This is a genomic window from Bradyrhizobium sp. (genome assembly GCF_035935975.1).
Lineage (GTDB): Bacteria > Pseudomonadota > Alphaproteobacteria > Rhizobiales > Xanthobacteraceae > Bradyrhizobium.
The window spans coordinates 13543-27307 of the sequence record NZ_DASYWN010000054.1 but is presented as its reverse complement, the minus strand read 5'-3'; the positions used below and the strand labels follow the sequence as shown (position 1 = coordinate 27307).

Sequence of the window (13765 nt, the reverse complement as noted above, 5' to 3'; positions counted from 1 at the left end):
GATGGCGTCTTCGACGTCGTTTTCAGAACCCAGACGATTGCAACCGCCGACATCCGGCCCCTCGACGGACGGCTCGAAAGTGTCCACGATGTCTCCGAACACCCGTCCACTATCTCCCCGGTCTGAACAGCGGGGGAGGGCGGAGGAGAGGGGTGGCCGCAAGCGAGATCTGAGTTCGTGGCCACCCCTCTCCCTGCCCTCGAGAGCGAGCTTCGCTCGCCTCGGACCCCGCAAGGGGGGAGGGAATGAGAGCCCGGTGCGCCCCTCACATTCGCAAAATTTGAGCGCACCGCACCCCTCACGCTCGACCCGCGCCCTTCTTCAAAATTCCTCCACGACAACACCGAGTTGTCACACTTCACCGGGCGCCGCCGGCCAGCTACGCTCCTACTGTGCATGGGGTTGTTTTCGACTTTTTTGTTTGAGCCGACCATTCAGACCCCATTCATCCCGGTTCCGGTTCCATGCCGCCCGTTCATGGAGAGGGACTTCAACTTATGTACATTTCTGGCCAAAGCCTCATCGTCATTCTGTTCGTCGGCCTGGTCGCCGGCTGGCTTGCGGGCAAGGTGGTGCGCGGTGCCGGGTTCGGCATCATCGGCGACATCGTGATCGGCATCGCCGGCGCGTTCGTCGCGAGCTTCCTGTTCCCCAAGCTCGGCATCCATATCGGCGTCGGGCTGGTTTCGGAGATCATCTATTCGGCGATCGGCGCCATCATCCTGCTGCTGGTGGTCCGCCTGGTGCGTGGCGGCGGTCGGCTCTAGCGATCGCCCGGCTCGGCCGGTCGGAACCTGCCGCCTCTCCTCAAGGGCTGGGGAGAGGCGGCGATCTCTGCTATAAAAAGCCGCAAAGACTGTGAAATACCGGACTTGCGTGCGGGCCCATCGGCGGGTGATGTGGCCCATCAGGGTCCTGGATGAATTTGGTCGCGCTCGCCGCTGGGGAGACGCGATGTTAATCCGGGTCGAGTACCCCTGAAGCGCCTGTGAAATCGGGGGCTCTGGCCCCTCATCTGAAAGAGATCAGACTGATGGCAGCCCTACCTGGCGTCCGCCGTTCAGAGCTCGGCGACGCCTTGCGCGCTTGTCGAACGGCCTTCATCGGCGTCGGCCTGATGAGCTGCATGATCAACCTGCTCTATCTGACCGGGTCGATCTTCATGCTCGAGGTCTACGACCGGGTGCTGCCGAGCCGCAGCGTGCCGACCCTGGTCGGCCTGATCATCATCGCCAGCTTCCTCTACATGGCGCAGGGCGTGCTCGACATGATCCGCAACCGGATCCTGGGGCGGATCGGCACCGCGCTGGACGAGGCCCTCAACAAGCGCGTGTTCGACACCATCGTGCGCCTGCCGCTGCTGGTCGGCAGCCGCAACGAGGGCCTGCAGCCGCTGCGCGACCTCGACAATGTCCGCTCCTTCCTCGGCAGCGCCGGCCCGAGCGCGTTCTTCGACCTGCCCTGGCTGCCGCTCTATCTCGCCATCTGCTTCGCCTTCCACGTCATGATCGGCGTCACCGCCCTGGTCGGCGCCGTCATCCTGGTCGGGCTGACGATCGTCACCGAATTCATGTCCCGCCAGCCGGCGAAGGAGGCGATGGGCCTTGCCGCCCAGCGCAACGACCTCGCCTCCGCCAGCCGCCGCAATGCCGAAGTCATGGTGTCGATGGGCATGGCCGGCCGGATGAACCAGCGCTGGAGCGAGGCCAACGAAAAATATCTCTCCGGCAACCAGCGTGCCAGCGACGTCGCCGGCGGCCTCGGCGCGATCGCCAAGGTGCTGCGCATGATGCTGCAATCGGCCGTGCTCGCGGTCGGCGCCTATCTCGTCATCCACCAGGAGGCGACCGCCGGCATCATCATCGCCGGCTCGATCCTCTCCGCCCGCGCGCTGGCGCCGGTCGATCTCGCCATCGCGCACTGGAAATCCTTCGTCGCGGCCCGCCAGAGCTGGCAGCGCCTCACCCGCCTGCTGGAGCAGATGCCGGCGCAGGCGATGCCGACCCAGCTTCAGGCGCCCACCAGCCGCCTCTCGGTCGAAGGCATCGCCATGGTGCCGCCGGGCGACCAGCGCCTGATCGTGCAGGACGTCACCTTCGCGCTCGCCGCCGGCAACGGCCTCGGCGTGATCGGGCCGAGCGGCTCCGGCAAATCCTCGCTGATCCGCGCTCTCGTCGGCGTCTGGCATCCGGTGCGTGGCAAGGTGAGGCTCGACGGCGCGGCGCTCGACCAATGGTCGTCCGATATCCTCGGCCGCCACATCGGCTATCTGCCGCAGGACGTCGAACTGTTCGGCGGCACCATCGCCCAGAACATCAGCCGCTTCGATCCCGAGGCGACGTCCGAGGCCATCATCTCGGCGGCGAAGGAAGCCGGGGTCCACGAGATGATCATCAAGATGCGCGAGGGCTACAACACGCAGGTCGGCGAGCAGGGCGCAGCCCTCTCCGCGGGCCAGGCCCAGCGCGTGGCGCTGGCGCGCGCGCTCTACGGCAATCCGTTCCTGGTCGTGCTCGACGAGCCCAATTCCAATCTCGACACCGAAGGCGACGAGGCGCTGACCCGCGCCATCCGCGCTGCGCGCGAGCGTGGCGCCATCGTCATCGTGGTGGCGCACAGGCCGATCGGCGTCGAGGCGGTCGACCAGATCCTGGTGCTGCGCGACGGTCGCATGCAGGCCTTCGGCCCGAAGGAGCAGGTGCTCGCCCAGGTGCTGCAGCCGCGGGTGACGCCGCCGGCTCCGATCAAGGTCGTCAGTGAAGGCGGAGTGACCAAGTCATGAGCATCAAGTCATGAGCACGATGACGATCGGTGGCGCCAAGCCCTCCGCCCAGAAGACCGTGCGGGACTCGATCAAGTTTCACCTGATGCTCGGGCTCGGGATCGTGGTGGTGCTGGTCGTCGGCCTCGGCGGCTGGGCCTCCACCGCGCTGATCTCGGGCGCGCTGATCGCGCCGGGCCAGATCGTGGTCGAATCCAACGTCAAGAAGGTGCAGCACCCGACCGGCGGCGTGGTCGGCGAGCTGCGTGCCCGCGACGGCGACGTGGTCAAGGCCGGCGACATCGTGGTCCGGCTCGACGACACCGTCACCAAGGCGAACCTCGCCATCGTCGTCAAGAATCTCGACGCCGCGCAGGCGCGCACTGCGCGGTTGCAGGCCGAGCAGCGCGGCCTCGACAAGATCGAGTTTCCGCAAGGCCTGCTCGATCGCGGCAGCGATCCCGACGTCAAGGCGCTGCTCTCTGCCGAAACCAAGCTGTTCGAGGTTCGCGTCAACGGCCGCGCCGGCCAGAAGGCGCAGCTCCGCGAGCGCGTCCAGCAGCTCAACGAGGAGATCGAGGGCCTGTCCGCGCAGGAGAAGGCCAAGGACAAGGAAATCGGCCTGGTGCAGCAGGAGCTCACCGGTGTGCGCGATCTCTACGAGAAGCACCTGGTGCAGATCTCGCGGCTGACGACGCTCGAGCGCGACAGCGCCCGCCTCAACGGCGAGCGCGCGCAATACATCGCCTCGCGCGCGCAGGCCAAGGGCAAGATCACCGAGACCGAGCTGCAGATCATCCAGGTCGACAAGGACATGGTCAGCGAGGTCTCCAAGGATCTGCGCGAGACCAACGACAAGATCGGCGAGCTGATCGAGCGCAAGGTCGCCGCCGAGGACCAGCTCCGCCGCGTCGACATCCGCGCGCCGCAGGACGGCATGGTGCTGCAATCGACGGTGCACACCGTCGGCGGCGTCGTCACCGCCGGCGACACCTTGATGCTGATCGTGCCGCAGGCCGACGACCTCCTGGTCGAGGCCAAGGTCAATCCGGTCGACATCGACAAGCTCCAGATCGGCCAGAAGACCCTGCTGCGCCTGTCCGCCTTCAACCAGCGCACCACGCCGGAGCTGAACGGCACCGTCAGCCGCGTCTCGCCCGACGTCACCACCGACCAGCGCACCGGCCAGAGCTACTACACCATCCGCGTCTCGATGCCGCCGGAGGAGATCGCCCGCCTCGGCGACGTCAAGATGATCCCCGGCATGCCGGTCGAAGCCTTCGTCCAGACCGGCGACCGCACCATGCTGTCCTATCTGATGAAGCCCCTGCACGACCAGCTGATGCGGGCGTTCCGCGAGAAGTGACGCGCGAAAGCGCGTCATCCCGGAGCGCGCTGAGCGCGCATCCGGGATCTCGAACGGCAATCTCGCTGTCATCGCCCGCGAAGGCGGGCGATCCAGTATTCCAGAGACGGCTGTGATTGAATCGAGAGGCTGCGGCGTACTGGATGCCCCGGTCAAGCCGGGGCATGACAGCGGTGTGTGTGATGCGCAGTCTCGTCGCACGCTCTCGTCGGGCGGGCAAAGGCGCAACGCGCCGTGCCCACCATCTGTCAAACGACGAGCATCTCGTGGGCACGCTCCGCTTTGCCCACACTACGGCACCTGCTTCTTTGCTATAGTTCGACTCAAAGCCACAGCAACTCGGCGGTCGAACAATGCAATCTCCACCCTCCATCGCCACTAAATCTTTCACCGATGCATCGGCGGCCGTCGCGCGCCTCGAAGAAATCTACGACCGCAATACAAAATTCCTGCGTGACCGGTTCGAGGCCTATGTCGGCGGCGAGGCGATCACGACGCGGGTGCGGGCCTATTATCCCTTCGTCCGCCTGACCACCGCGACGCATGCGCGGCTGGATTCGCGTCTGTCCTACGGCTTCGTCGCCGGGCCCGGCGTGCACGAGACCAGCGTCACGCGGCCCGATCTGTTCCGCGCCTATCTCACCGAGCAGATCGGCCTCCTGATCCAGAACCACGGCGTGCCCGTGGAGATCGGCGAGTCGGCCGAGCCGATCCCGATTCACTTCGCCTATCGCCGCGACATCAACATCGAAGGCGCCATCATCACCAGCGAGAACTCCACCCTCACGCGATCGCTGCGCGATGCGTTCGACGTGCCGGACCTCGCCACCATGGACGATTCCATCGCCGACGGCACCTTCGAGCTCCAGGCCGGTGCGCCCGAGCCGCTGTCGCTGTTCCGTGCGGCGCGCGTCGATTACTCGCTGCGCCGGCTCTATCACTACACCGGCACCGACCCCGAGCATTTCCAGAACTTCGTGATCTTCACCAACTACCAGTTCTATGTCGATGCCTTCGCGCAGCTCTGCCAGCAGCGGCTCCAATCCGGCGAGGCGGGCCTCGATGCCTTCGTCGCGCCGGGCAATGTGATCACCCGGAGCGGCGGTGCAACGAGCGGCGATGCGCCGGTGCGCATGCCGCAGATGCCGGCCTTCCATCTGGTCGCGCCCGGCTACCGCGGCATCACCCTGATCAACATCGGCACCGGCCCGTCGAATGCGCGCAACGTCACCGACCACGTCGCCGTGCTGCGCCCGCATGCCTGGCTGATGCTCGGCCATTGCGCGGGCCTGCGCAACACGCAGCGGCTCGGCGACTACGTCCTCGCCCACGGCTATGTCCGCGAAGACCACGTGCTCGATCGCGAACTGCCGCTCTGGGTACCGATCCCGGCGCTGGCCGAAATGCAGGTCGCGCTCGAGGAGGCGGTCGAGGACGTCACCGGCCTCGAAGGTTTCGAGCTCAAGCGCCTGATGCGCACGGGCACCGTTGCCAGCGTCGACAACCGCAATTGGGAGATCTCGGGGCCTGAAGTGATCCGCCGCCTGTCGCAATCGCGCGCGGTCGCGCTCGACATGGAATCGGCCGCGATCGCCGCCAACGGCTACCGCTTCCGCGTCCCCTACGGCACGCTGCTCTGCGTCTCCGACAAGCCGCTGCATGGCGAGATCAAGCTCGCCGGCATGGCCAGCGAATTCTACCGCCGTCGCGTCGGCCAGCATCTCGAGATCGGCCTGAAGGCGTTGGAGCGCCTCAAGCAGCAGGAATCTGAGCGCCTGCATTCGCGCAAGCTGCGAAGCTTCGCCGAGGTCGCGTTCCAGTAAAGGACAACAGACCTGTCGTACGAACGCTGACGTCTCCATGAGTGCAAGCAACCCGGAATAACGCTGCCGAGGCAGGGTTATCAATTCGTCCGGGGCCGCTTGAACAGGACAGGAGACAGACATGATCACAGCGATGATCAGGCTCGTCATGCTCGGTACATTCGCGGCAGCGCTGTTGAGCTCGCCGGCCTTGGCCGCGGGCGGAGGCGGTGGTGGTGGCGGCGGCGGCGGGGGCGGCACCGATCCCTATGCCGGTGCCTATGCGGATCAGAAGCCGCAGCCGCAACCCGTCTACCCGAAGCGCTGGGGCACCAAGGCAACACAGAAAGGCAAGAAGCCGAACCACCAGTCCGGTCTCGACGATCCCGCCTTCGCGGCCGGCTACCGCGTGGCCTATGACACCATCTACGAGCGCAACGACTATGCGACCGCGATCGCGCAGTTGAAGTCGCTCGGCCATGACGACCATCCAAACGTCGCCAACCTCATCGGCTACTCCTACCGCAAGCTCGGCGACTATGAGCAGTCGCAGGTCTGGTACGAGCGCGCGCTGAAGGCTGATCCGAACCACGTGCTGACGTGGCAATATTATGGACTGTGGCAGCTCGAGCGGGGCAATCGCGAGCAGGCGCTCTATCATCTCGGCCGGATTGCCGCGATCTGCGGGACGGATTGCGAGGAGTATCGATCGCTGGCCGCGGCACTCGACAAGCCGACCGGCACGGCACTCGCCTACTGACATTGGCGCCGGACCGGCTGACGGACGCGCGCTGTTGATGAGCATCGCATGACAGCGATGTCTGCCGGCGCGGGTGGTGACAAAGCGCCGGATTTTCAGCATTGTCCCGTTCGGGGGCGCGAACGGGACAATTGGATGCCGCTGACGCGCGACAAAATCATCGGCCACGACCTCGAACGCCTGGCCTTCCGCTTCACGATGATGCGTGAGGACGAGGTCGTGCAATGCCAGATCAGCGATGCCGCGATGGACGAGCTTGCGGGCATGCAGGGCACCGAGAGCAGCGCGCGGCAGGCGCAGTTCACGTCATTGCGCGAGACCATCGAACGGATCGCGTCGGACCTCTACGACGAGGCGCCGCGAGTCCCGGGATATGTGGTGCGGATTTTCATGCGGCATTTGGCGAGATAGAACGGCGTGCGCGCAACTTAACCAGGGCTGCGAAAGGATTCATTAAGGGCAGCCTGTAGTTGCAATGGATGACGGCGACGCGGCGTGAGATGATGTCTCGCGGTCCCCACCCCAAGACGCTCGCATGACCAGAAGATCAGTCCTGCTGCTCGTCGTCGTCGCCCTGCTGGCCGGAAACCTGGCCTATGCCAGCCTCGTCGGGCCGAGCGCGTTTGCACGCGATTTCGATCAGAACATCGCGCGCTTTCCTTTGGCCGCGTCGATCGCCCGCAGCGATCCTGCTCTCAGGGCGGTCTTCCTTCGACAGACAGAAGAGGCCTTCAACGAGGGCGGATGGCCCGCCGCCAATGGTGTACTCAACATGATCCTGGCGAGCGAGATGGAAGTCTATGCCGACGACGAGCACATCAATGCCCTGGACCGGGCGGAGCTGGCGACCCTCCTGAAGCTCGCGAGCAACCCATTGGCTTGCAAGTCCTATCTGTTGACGGGTTCCCAGCGCGGTGAGTTTGCGGACGCAGCGCAAGAGGTTGCGGATCTCGGCGCGGCACATGGGGCGGCGATCGCAAACGGCTTCGAACGCAAAATGAAGGGTGTTGCCCGGACGCAGGCGAGCGACGCGGAGATCGCGGCGCTCGAAATGCAATTGCGTCTGGGGCCATTTGCGGAGCTCACCCGGCCGGAGCTTGGCGCCCAGTCGAGATATCTTGGCGGCAACGCGGCTCTGATGTGCAGCGCGGCGACCAAGAAGCAGCTCAATCTGCTTTCAATGGACAGTGCTGACTCGGCCTACGCCTCGCGCAAGCGGAGAGCCGGGAACTACGACATCGATATCGTCGAGGTTCGCGCGAAGCTCTGCCGCGAGCCCGGCAACGGCTTGTCCTGCTCTTAAGGCAGGACAGCGGCGGGCTAAGCGCTGCGTCACGGCTTGGCGCTTTCGGCGAAATGCTTGCGGAAGAACGCAATGACATCCGCGTGAAGCCGCCGATGGAAGTCGACGCGATCGAACCCCGGCGCATCGGTGCAGACCGCCGGGGCCTCCTGCGCATCCTTCGGATTGCAGGTCGCGAGGAAGGAAAAATGCCTGGCATTCTCCACGAAATGATAGTCCGGCTTGACCGGCAGCCTTTGATTGATCGCGGCCGCACAGCATCCGGATAGACCGTCGGCGTTCTGCGCGGGGTCGGAACTCCACAATTGAACCGGAGCCGTGATCCCTTTCAGATTCTCCTCAGAGAAGACGAAGACGGGATAGGGATCGATGATGACGGCGGCCTTGACGCGCGGATCATGTGTCACCGGCTGATCAGGGAGCTCGCCGTTTTCGAGTTGCTTGCACGCCTTCAGGCTGGACGTCTCGCAATTCGGCAATCCCTTGCGCAGATCGGGGCTGCCGCCGATGACGGCAAGGCCGGTGTAGCCGCCAAACGAGAATCCGTAGAGCCCGATGCGCTGAGCATCGATGCGGGACGCGTCCGGCCACCCGTCCAGCATGTACTCGATCAATCGCCTCATATCCGTGGGGCGCTCGACCAGAACCGAAAGACTGTCGGTGCGGCTGGTGTCACGCCAGGTATCGCCGGGGTGATTGAGCGCGGCCACGACGAATCCAGCATCGGCCAAAGCTGCCGCAGTGTCATGGTGACCGCCGAACCAGCCTCGCCTGCCGTGCGACATCACGATGAGTGGAAGCTTTTCCCCGGTGACCGCGCATCCGGGCACGGCGAAGAAGGTGGCGCCACGCGCATCCATCTCGCGAGGCGGCTCTGCACACGGAGTCCAGACCAGCAACCGGATGGCCGGCCCCGCCGGTCCAGCGGGAATGTCGAAGTTTCTGACCCCGGCGGCTTGCGCCGTCGTTATCCCAAGGACAAGCAGGATCGCGACAAGGAGGGCGTTCATTTCTCCAGATTCCGCAACAACAGCGTCAACGCCGTCGCCGCGAACACGTGCATGTTGGCGAACCGGTCGTTGCCGCCCGTCTCCAGCGTCATCACCTCGGTCGCGGGTCCCGCGACCGCCATGCAGCTGTGGCCTGCGGCGTCGCCGTAGCGGTTGCCGGTCGGACCGGCGGCGCCGGTCTCGGACAGGCCCCAGTCGGAGCTGAAGCGGCCGCGCATCTGGTCGGCGAGCAGTTTTGCGTAAGGCTCCGACGAGGAACGGAAGCCTTTCATTCCTTCGTCCGAAATATCCATCAGCACGCGCCTGGCATCGCGGGTATAGACCACCGCGCCGCCGAGGAAATAGGCGGAGGCACCGGGCACCGCGAGCAGGCTCGCCGCGATCAGGCCGCCGGTCGAGGATTCCGCGACCGCAATGGTCTGTTTGCGCGCGATCAGTTTCGCCGCGACCTGTTCCGCAATGCCGACGAGCTCTTTCATCCCAACACCCCTGTTCCTTCGCAACCGAGCTCAGCCTTCCTAGCATATGACAGTGGCCTTGGCCGAGTTGCGGGCGACGGGCAGGCCTGCTTGAATGGCAGGCGAGGCGAAGCGGCCAAGAAGCGGCCAAGCGCCGCCCGCGAGAAGACGAAAGAGGAAACGTGAGAAGGGAGACGTCATGGCGTCCCTGATCGCCGGTGGGGTGGATTGCGACGTGCATCCGGCCGTGCCGCATCTGACCAGCCTGCTGCCCTATCTGAACGACTATTGGCGCGATCAGGTGACGACGCGCGGCATGGTCGACCTCGTCTCGCAATCCTATCCGCAGAATTCGCCGATCGTGGCGCGCCCCGACTGGCGCCCCGAAAAGGGAAAACCCGGCGAGAGTCTCGAGGACATGCAGCGCCATGTGCTCGATCCCTTCCAACTCAAGTTTGCCATCTGCAATCCGCTCTACGGCGTGCAGATGGTGTTTTCCGAGGACATGCAGGCCGCCTTCTGCCGCGCGCTGAATGAATGGCTTGCGAAGGAATGGCTCGATCGCGATTCACGGCTGCGTGGTTCGATCGTGATTCCGACGCAGAGTGTCGAGAAAGCCGTCGCCGAGATCGAGCGCTGCGCGCAGGACCGGCGCTTCGTCCAGGTGCTGATGCTTGTCATGGGCGACACGCCGCTCGGCAAGCGCGCGCTGTGGCCGATCTACGAGGCGGCGGAACGGCTCGATTTGCCGATCGGCATCCACGCCGGTTCCGCCTATCACAATCCGCCGACTGCGGTGGGTTGGGGTTCCTACCATATCGAGGATTATGTCGGTCAGGCCCAGGCGTTCCAGACCCAGCTCACCAGCCTGATCGTCGAGGGCGTGTTCGCCAAATATCCGCGATTGAAAATGGTAATGCTGGAATCCGGGGTCTCCTGGATCTCGCCCTATCTCTGGCGGCTTCACAAATTCTGGCGCGGAGTGCGCATGGAGACGCCCTGGGTCGATCGCGCGCCGCTCGAGATTGTGCGAAGCAACATCCGCTTCTCGTTACAGCCTTTTGATGCGCCGCCGGAGGAAGAGACATTAATTCGCCTGTTTGAGCATATGCAGTCGGATGAATTGGTCCTATTCTCCACGGACTATCCGCACTGGCAGTTCGACGCCCAGGACGCGCTGCCCGAAGGTCTGTCCCCCGATCTCGTGCGCAAGATCATGATCGACAATCCGCATGCAACCTATCCCCGACTGACGTGAGCCCGCTGCCAAAGGAGGCAAGGCGATGAATATCCAGTTCCGCGAAGGCACCGAAGCTGCTTCCCCACTGACCATCAAGACCGCGATCGCGGACTGCGACATCCACCCGGCACGCGCGACCCGGACCGAGCTTTATCCGTATCTCGCCAAACGCTGGCAGCATCATCTCGAAGTCTACGGCGCCCATGCCTATCAGGGCATGATGGAAGGCCCGCCCTATCCCAAAGCCCAGCCCAACGCGTCGCGCCGCGACGCCTATCCGCCGGAAGGCGGCCCGCAGGGTTCCTCGCTCTCCTTCATGCAGCAGCAACTGCTCGATCCCAACAATGTGCAGTTAGGGGTGCTCAATCCGCTCAACACAGGGCAGGGTATCCGCAATCACGAGCTCTCTGCGGCGTTATGCTCGGCGATCAACGACTGGCAGATCGACAAATGGACCAGCAAGGACAAGCGGCTGAAGGCGTCGATCGTCGTCGGCAATGAGGACGGCCTGTCGGCCGCCGCCGAAATCCGCGAGCGCGCCGGCGACAAGAATTTTGTGCAGGTGCTGCTGCTCAGCCGCAATGTCGAGCCGCTCGGCCAGCGCCGCTATTGGCCGATCTACCAGGCTGCTGAAGAGGCCGGCCTTCCCGTCGGCGTCCATGCTTTCGGCTTCGGCGGCAACCCGATCACGCCGTCGGGCTGGCCGTCCTATTACATCGAGGAGATGGTGGGCCACTCGCAGTGCCAGCAATCGGCGTTGGCGAGCCTTGTATTGGAAGGCGTGTTCGAGCGCTTCCCGAAGCTGAAGATGGTGATGATCGAGGCCGGCTTCGGCTGGGCGCCGTCGCTGGCGTGGCGGCTCGACAAGGCCTGGCAGCGGCTCAGGAGCGAAGTGCCGCATGTAAAACGGCCGCCGTCCGAATATATCCGCGAGCAGGTGTGGTGGACCACGCAGCCGATGGAAGATCCTGAAAGGCGCGAGGATCTGTTCGACGTCATCAAATGGATCGGCTGGGACCGGCTGCTGTTCGCGACCGACTATCCGCATTGGGATTATGACGAGCCGTCACGCGTGCTGCCGGCCGGTGTCAGCGAGACCAATCGCGAGGCGTTCTATCTGGGCAATGCGCGCAAGCTTTACGGGATCGCTTGATGGCGCGGCATGTGATTGCCGCGGTCGACGAGCTTCCGCCCGGCACGCGAAAATTTCTGGAGATCGACGGACGGCCGATCGCGGTCTTCAACATCAAGGGTGAATATTTCGGACTGATGAACCGATGCCCGCATCAGGGCGCGGCGCTGTGCGAGGGGCCGCTGATCGGGCTCGCGCAGTCTAAGGATCCCGGCGAGATCGAATACACCAAGCTGGGTGAGATCATCCGCTGCCCCTGGCACGGCTGGGAGTTCGACATCCGCACCGGCCAGTCCTACTGCGACCCCCGCCGCTTCCGCGTGAAGGCCTATCCGGCCCATGTCGAGCCGGGCGCAAGCGTGGTGAAGGGCCCGTATGTCGCCGAGACGATTCCGGTGAAAGTCGAGAGCGATTACGTGGTGGTGGAGTTGTAGCTCCCCGCTGTCATTCCGGGGCGGTCCGCAGGACCGAGCCCGGAATCCATCGTGCGACAGCAATACTCGGAGAAATGGATTCCGGGCTCGCCTCTTCGAGGCGCCCCGGAATGACCATCAATGCCCCGCAACCGGCTCGGCCGCCGTATCATAGGTCGGCACCGCCTTGCCGCCATCGCGATAGACGATCATCGCCGCGATGATGCCGAGCGCGGCTGCGAACATCAGCCAGGCGCCGGGCATGGCCTTGTTGCCGGTCTGCTCGATCAACCAAGTCGAGGCGAACGGCGTGAAGGTACCGAACAAGGCGGCGGCGAGCGCGAAGGCCAGCGAGAAGCAGGTGGTGCGGACATGCGCCGGCACGATCTCGACCAGCGCACCGAGCATGGTGCCGCTGTACATGCCGAAATAGAACGAGAACATCATCTCGACGGCGAGCAGCTTGCCGAAGGTCGGCGCCGCCACCAGCCAGCTCAGCGCCGGATAGGCGGTGAGCAGCGCCAGGGTCGCGATGGCGATCAGCACCGGCTTGCGGCCGATGCGGTCGGACAATGCGCCGCCGACCGGATTCCAGATGAAGTTTGTGACGGCGACCAGCAGCGTCACAAGCAACGCGTCCTGCGTCGACAGCTTCAGCACGGTCTTGCCGAAGGTCGGGGTGTAGACGGTGACGAAGTAGAACGTCGTCGTGGTCAGGATCGCGATCATCATGCCGAGGATGACGATGCGCCAGTTGGCGAGCGCGGAGGCGAACACCTCGCTTGCGGTTGGATGCTTCTTCATCGCGAGGAACGCCGGCGTCTCTTCCAGCGTCCGCCGCAGGAAGAAGATCAAGGGAATGATCAGGCAGCCGACGAAGAACGGAATGCGCCAGCCCCAGGCGGCAACCGTGTCGGCCGGCATCACCTCGGAGAGGAGATAGCCGAGGATCGAGGCCACGAAGATCGCGACCTGCTGGCTGGACGACTGGAACGAGGTGTAGAAGCCGCGATTGCCGGGCGTGGAGATTTCCGCGAGATACACCGACACGCCGCCGAGCTCGACGCCGGCCGAAAAGCCCTGCAGCAGGCGGCCGATCAGCACGATGATGGGCGCGGCGATGCCGATGGTGGCATAGCTCGGGCAGAACGCGATCACGACGGTGCCGAACGCCATGATGCCGAGCGTGACGATCAGGCCCTGCCGGCGGCCGATGCGGTCGATATAGGCGCCGAGCACGATTGCGCCGACGGGCCGCATCAAGGCGCCGAGCCAGAACACGCCGAACGTATTGAGCAGCGACGCGGTCTCGTTGCTGGAGGGGAAGAACGCCTTGCCGATCGCGGCGGCATAGAAGCCGAACAGGAAGAAGTCGAACTGCTCGAGGAAATTGCCCGATGTGGCGCGCAGGATCGCGCCGATGCGCGACTTGATCTCGGGCGGATTGGTTGCTGGTCCAGCCATGACGTTACTCCCCTGGAAGGCGTGGCCGGACCGGAACTCATTTCACGGCAGGCGAC

13 protein-coding genes are annotated in these 13765 nt (G+C 64.6%); 10 read left to right on the top strand and 3 right to left on the bottom strand.

The genetic code is table 11. The features are described 5' to 3' along the window. The first annotated feature begins 497 nt into the window (after positions 1-497). From VGR99_RS33690 to VGR99_RS33660, 7 genes are all read left to right on the top strand, one after another. Positions 498-767, top strand: coding sequence for a GlsB/YeaQ/YmgE family stress response membrane protein (locus VGR99_RS33690; RefSeq protein ID WP_326904262.1), 270 nt, complete (start codon positions 498-500; stop codon positions 765-767). Positions 768-1033: 266 nt separating this feature from the next. Further along, positions 1034-2782 (top strand): type I secretion system permease/ATPase, encoded by a 1749-nt coding sequence (locus VGR99_RS33685; protein ID WP_326904261.1) that lies wholly within the window; start codon positions 1034-1036, stop codon positions 2780-2782. Between the two features lie 10 nt (positions 2783-2792). After that, positions 2793-4127: an HlyD family type I secretion periplasmic adaptor subunit gene (locus VGR99_RS33680; RefSeq protein WP_326904260.1), complete on the top strand. Its 1335-nt coding sequence runs from the start codon at positions 2793-2795 to the stop codon at positions 4125-4127. Positions 4128-4480: 353 nt separating this feature from the next. After that, positions 4481-5950, top strand: a complete 1470-nt coding sequence (locus VGR99_RS33675) for an AMP nucleosidase (RefSeq protein WP_326904259.1) — start codon at positions 4481-4483, stop codon at positions 5948-5950. Positions 5951-6071: 121 nt separating this feature from the next. Then, on the top strand, positions 6072-6689 hold the full coding sequence (locus VGR99_RS33670) for a tetratricopeptide repeat protein (protein WP_326904258.1): 618 nt from the start codon (positions 6072-6074) through the stop codon (positions 6687-6689). Between the two features lie 135 nt (positions 6690-6824). Beyond that, on the top strand, positions 6825-7100 hold the full coding sequence (locus VGR99_RS33665) for a DUF1488 family protein (RefSeq protein WP_326904257.1): 276 nt from the start codon (positions 6825-6827) through the stop codon (positions 7098-7100). A gap of 124 nt (positions 7101-7224) precedes the next feature. Continuing rightward, a complete protein-coding gene (locus VGR99_RS33660) occupies positions 7225-7992 on the top strand; it encodes a hypothetical protein (protein WP_326904256.1) in 768 nt (255 codons plus the stop codon). Positions 7993-8021: 29 nt separating this feature from the next. Here the strand turns inward: VGR99_RS33660 and VGR99_RS33655 are convergent, their stop codons facing one another. Beyond that, complete coding sequence (locus tag VGR99_RS33655) at positions 8022-9002, bottom strand: dienelactone hydrolase (RefSeq protein WP_326904255.1); 981 nt, start codon at positions 9000-9002, stop codon at positions 8022-8024. Beyond that, positions 8999-9481 (bottom strand): CinA family protein, encoded by a 483-nt coding sequence (locus tag VGR99_RS33650; RefSeq protein WP_326904254.1) that lies wholly within the window; start codon positions 9479-9481, stop codon positions 8999-9001. The genes VGR99_RS33655 and VGR99_RS33650 overlap by 4 nt, the downstream gene beginning before the upstream one ends. A gap of 178 nt (positions 9482-9659) precedes the next feature. Here VGR99_RS33650 and VGR99_RS33645 point away from each other — a divergent pair, with 178 nt between their 5' ends. The 3 genes from VGR99_RS33645 to VGR99_RS33635 are packed head-to-tail and all read left to right on the top strand — an operon-like array spanning position 9660 to position 12266. Then, the gene (locus tag VGR99_RS33645) at positions 9660-10718 is read left to right on the top strand and encodes an amidohydrolase family protein (protein ID WP_326904253.1); all 1059 of its coding nucleotides are present in this window, start codon (positions 9660-9662) and stop codon (positions 10716-10718) included. Positions 10719-10743: 25 nt separating this feature from the next. Next, on the top strand, positions 10744-11853 hold the full coding sequence (locus VGR99_RS33640) for an amidohydrolase family protein (protein ID WP_326904252.1): 1110 nt from the start codon (positions 10744-10746) through the stop codon (positions 11851-11853). Continuing rightward, complete coding sequence (locus tag VGR99_RS33635) at positions 11853-12266, top strand: Rieske (2Fe-2S) protein (protein ID WP_028149261.1); 414 nt, start codon at positions 11853-11855, stop codon at positions 12264-12266. Before VGR99_RS33640 ends, VGR99_RS33635 begins: the two co-directional genes overlap by 1 nt. Positions 12267-12383: 117 nt before the next feature. Here the strand turns inward: VGR99_RS33635 and VGR99_RS33630 are convergent, their stop codons facing one another. Beyond that, positions 12384-13709, bottom strand: a complete 1326-nt coding sequence (locus VGR99_RS33630) for an MFS transporter (protein WP_326904251.1) — start codon at positions 13707-13709, stop codon at positions 12384-12386. Positions 13710-13765 lie beyond the last annotated feature (56 nt).

Coding starts and splice junctions, on each gene's coding strand:
- VGR99_RS33675 (WP_326904259.1), top strand. CDS start 4,481: ATGCAATCTCCACCCTCCATCGCCACTAAATCTTTCACCGATGCATCG.
- VGR99_RS33655 (WP_326904255.1), bottom strand. CDS start 9,002: ATGAACGCCCTCCTTGTCGCGATCCTGCTTGTCCTTGGGATAACGACG.
- VGR99_RS33690 (WP_326904262.1), top strand. CDS start 498: ATGTACATTTCTGGCCAAAGCCTCATCGTCATTCTGTTCGTCGGCCTG.
- VGR99_RS33670 (WP_326904258.1), top strand. CDS start 6,072: ATGATCACAGCGATGATCAGGCTCGTCATGCTCGGTACATTCGCGGCA.
- VGR99_RS33665 (WP_326904257.1), top strand. CDS start 6,825: ATGCCGCTGACGCGCGACAAAATCATCGGCCACGACCTCGAACGCCTG.
- VGR99_RS33645 (WP_326904253.1), top strand. CDS start 9,660: ATGGCGTCCCTGATCGCCGGTGGGGTGGATTGCGACGTGCATCCGGCC.
- VGR99_RS33680 (WP_326904260.1), top strand. CDS start 2,793: ATGAGCACGATGACGATCGGTGGCGCCAAGCCCTCCGCCCAGAAGACC.
- VGR99_RS33685 (WP_326904261.1), top strand. CDS start 1,034: ATGGCAGCCCTACCTGGCGTCCGCCGTTCAGAGCTCGGCGACGCCTTG.
- VGR99_RS33650 (WP_326904254.1), bottom strand. CDS start 9,481: ATGAAAGAGCTCGTCGGCATTGCGGAACAGGTCGCGGCGAAACTGATC.
- VGR99_RS33640 (WP_326904252.1), top strand. CDS start 10,744: ATGAATATCCAGTTCCGCGAAGGCACCGAAGCTGCTTCCCCACTGACC.
- VGR99_RS33630 (WP_326904251.1), bottom strand. CDS start 13,709: ATGGCTGGACCAGCAACCAATCCGCCCGAGATCAAGTCGCGCATCGGC.
- VGR99_RS33635 (WP_028149261.1), top strand. CDS start 11,853: ATGGCGCGGCATGTGATTGCCGCGGTCGACGAGCTTCCGCCCGGCACG.
- VGR99_RS33660 (WP_326904256.1), top strand. CDS start 7,225: ATGACCAGAAGATCAGTCCTGCTGCTCGTCGTCGTCGCCCTGCTGGCC.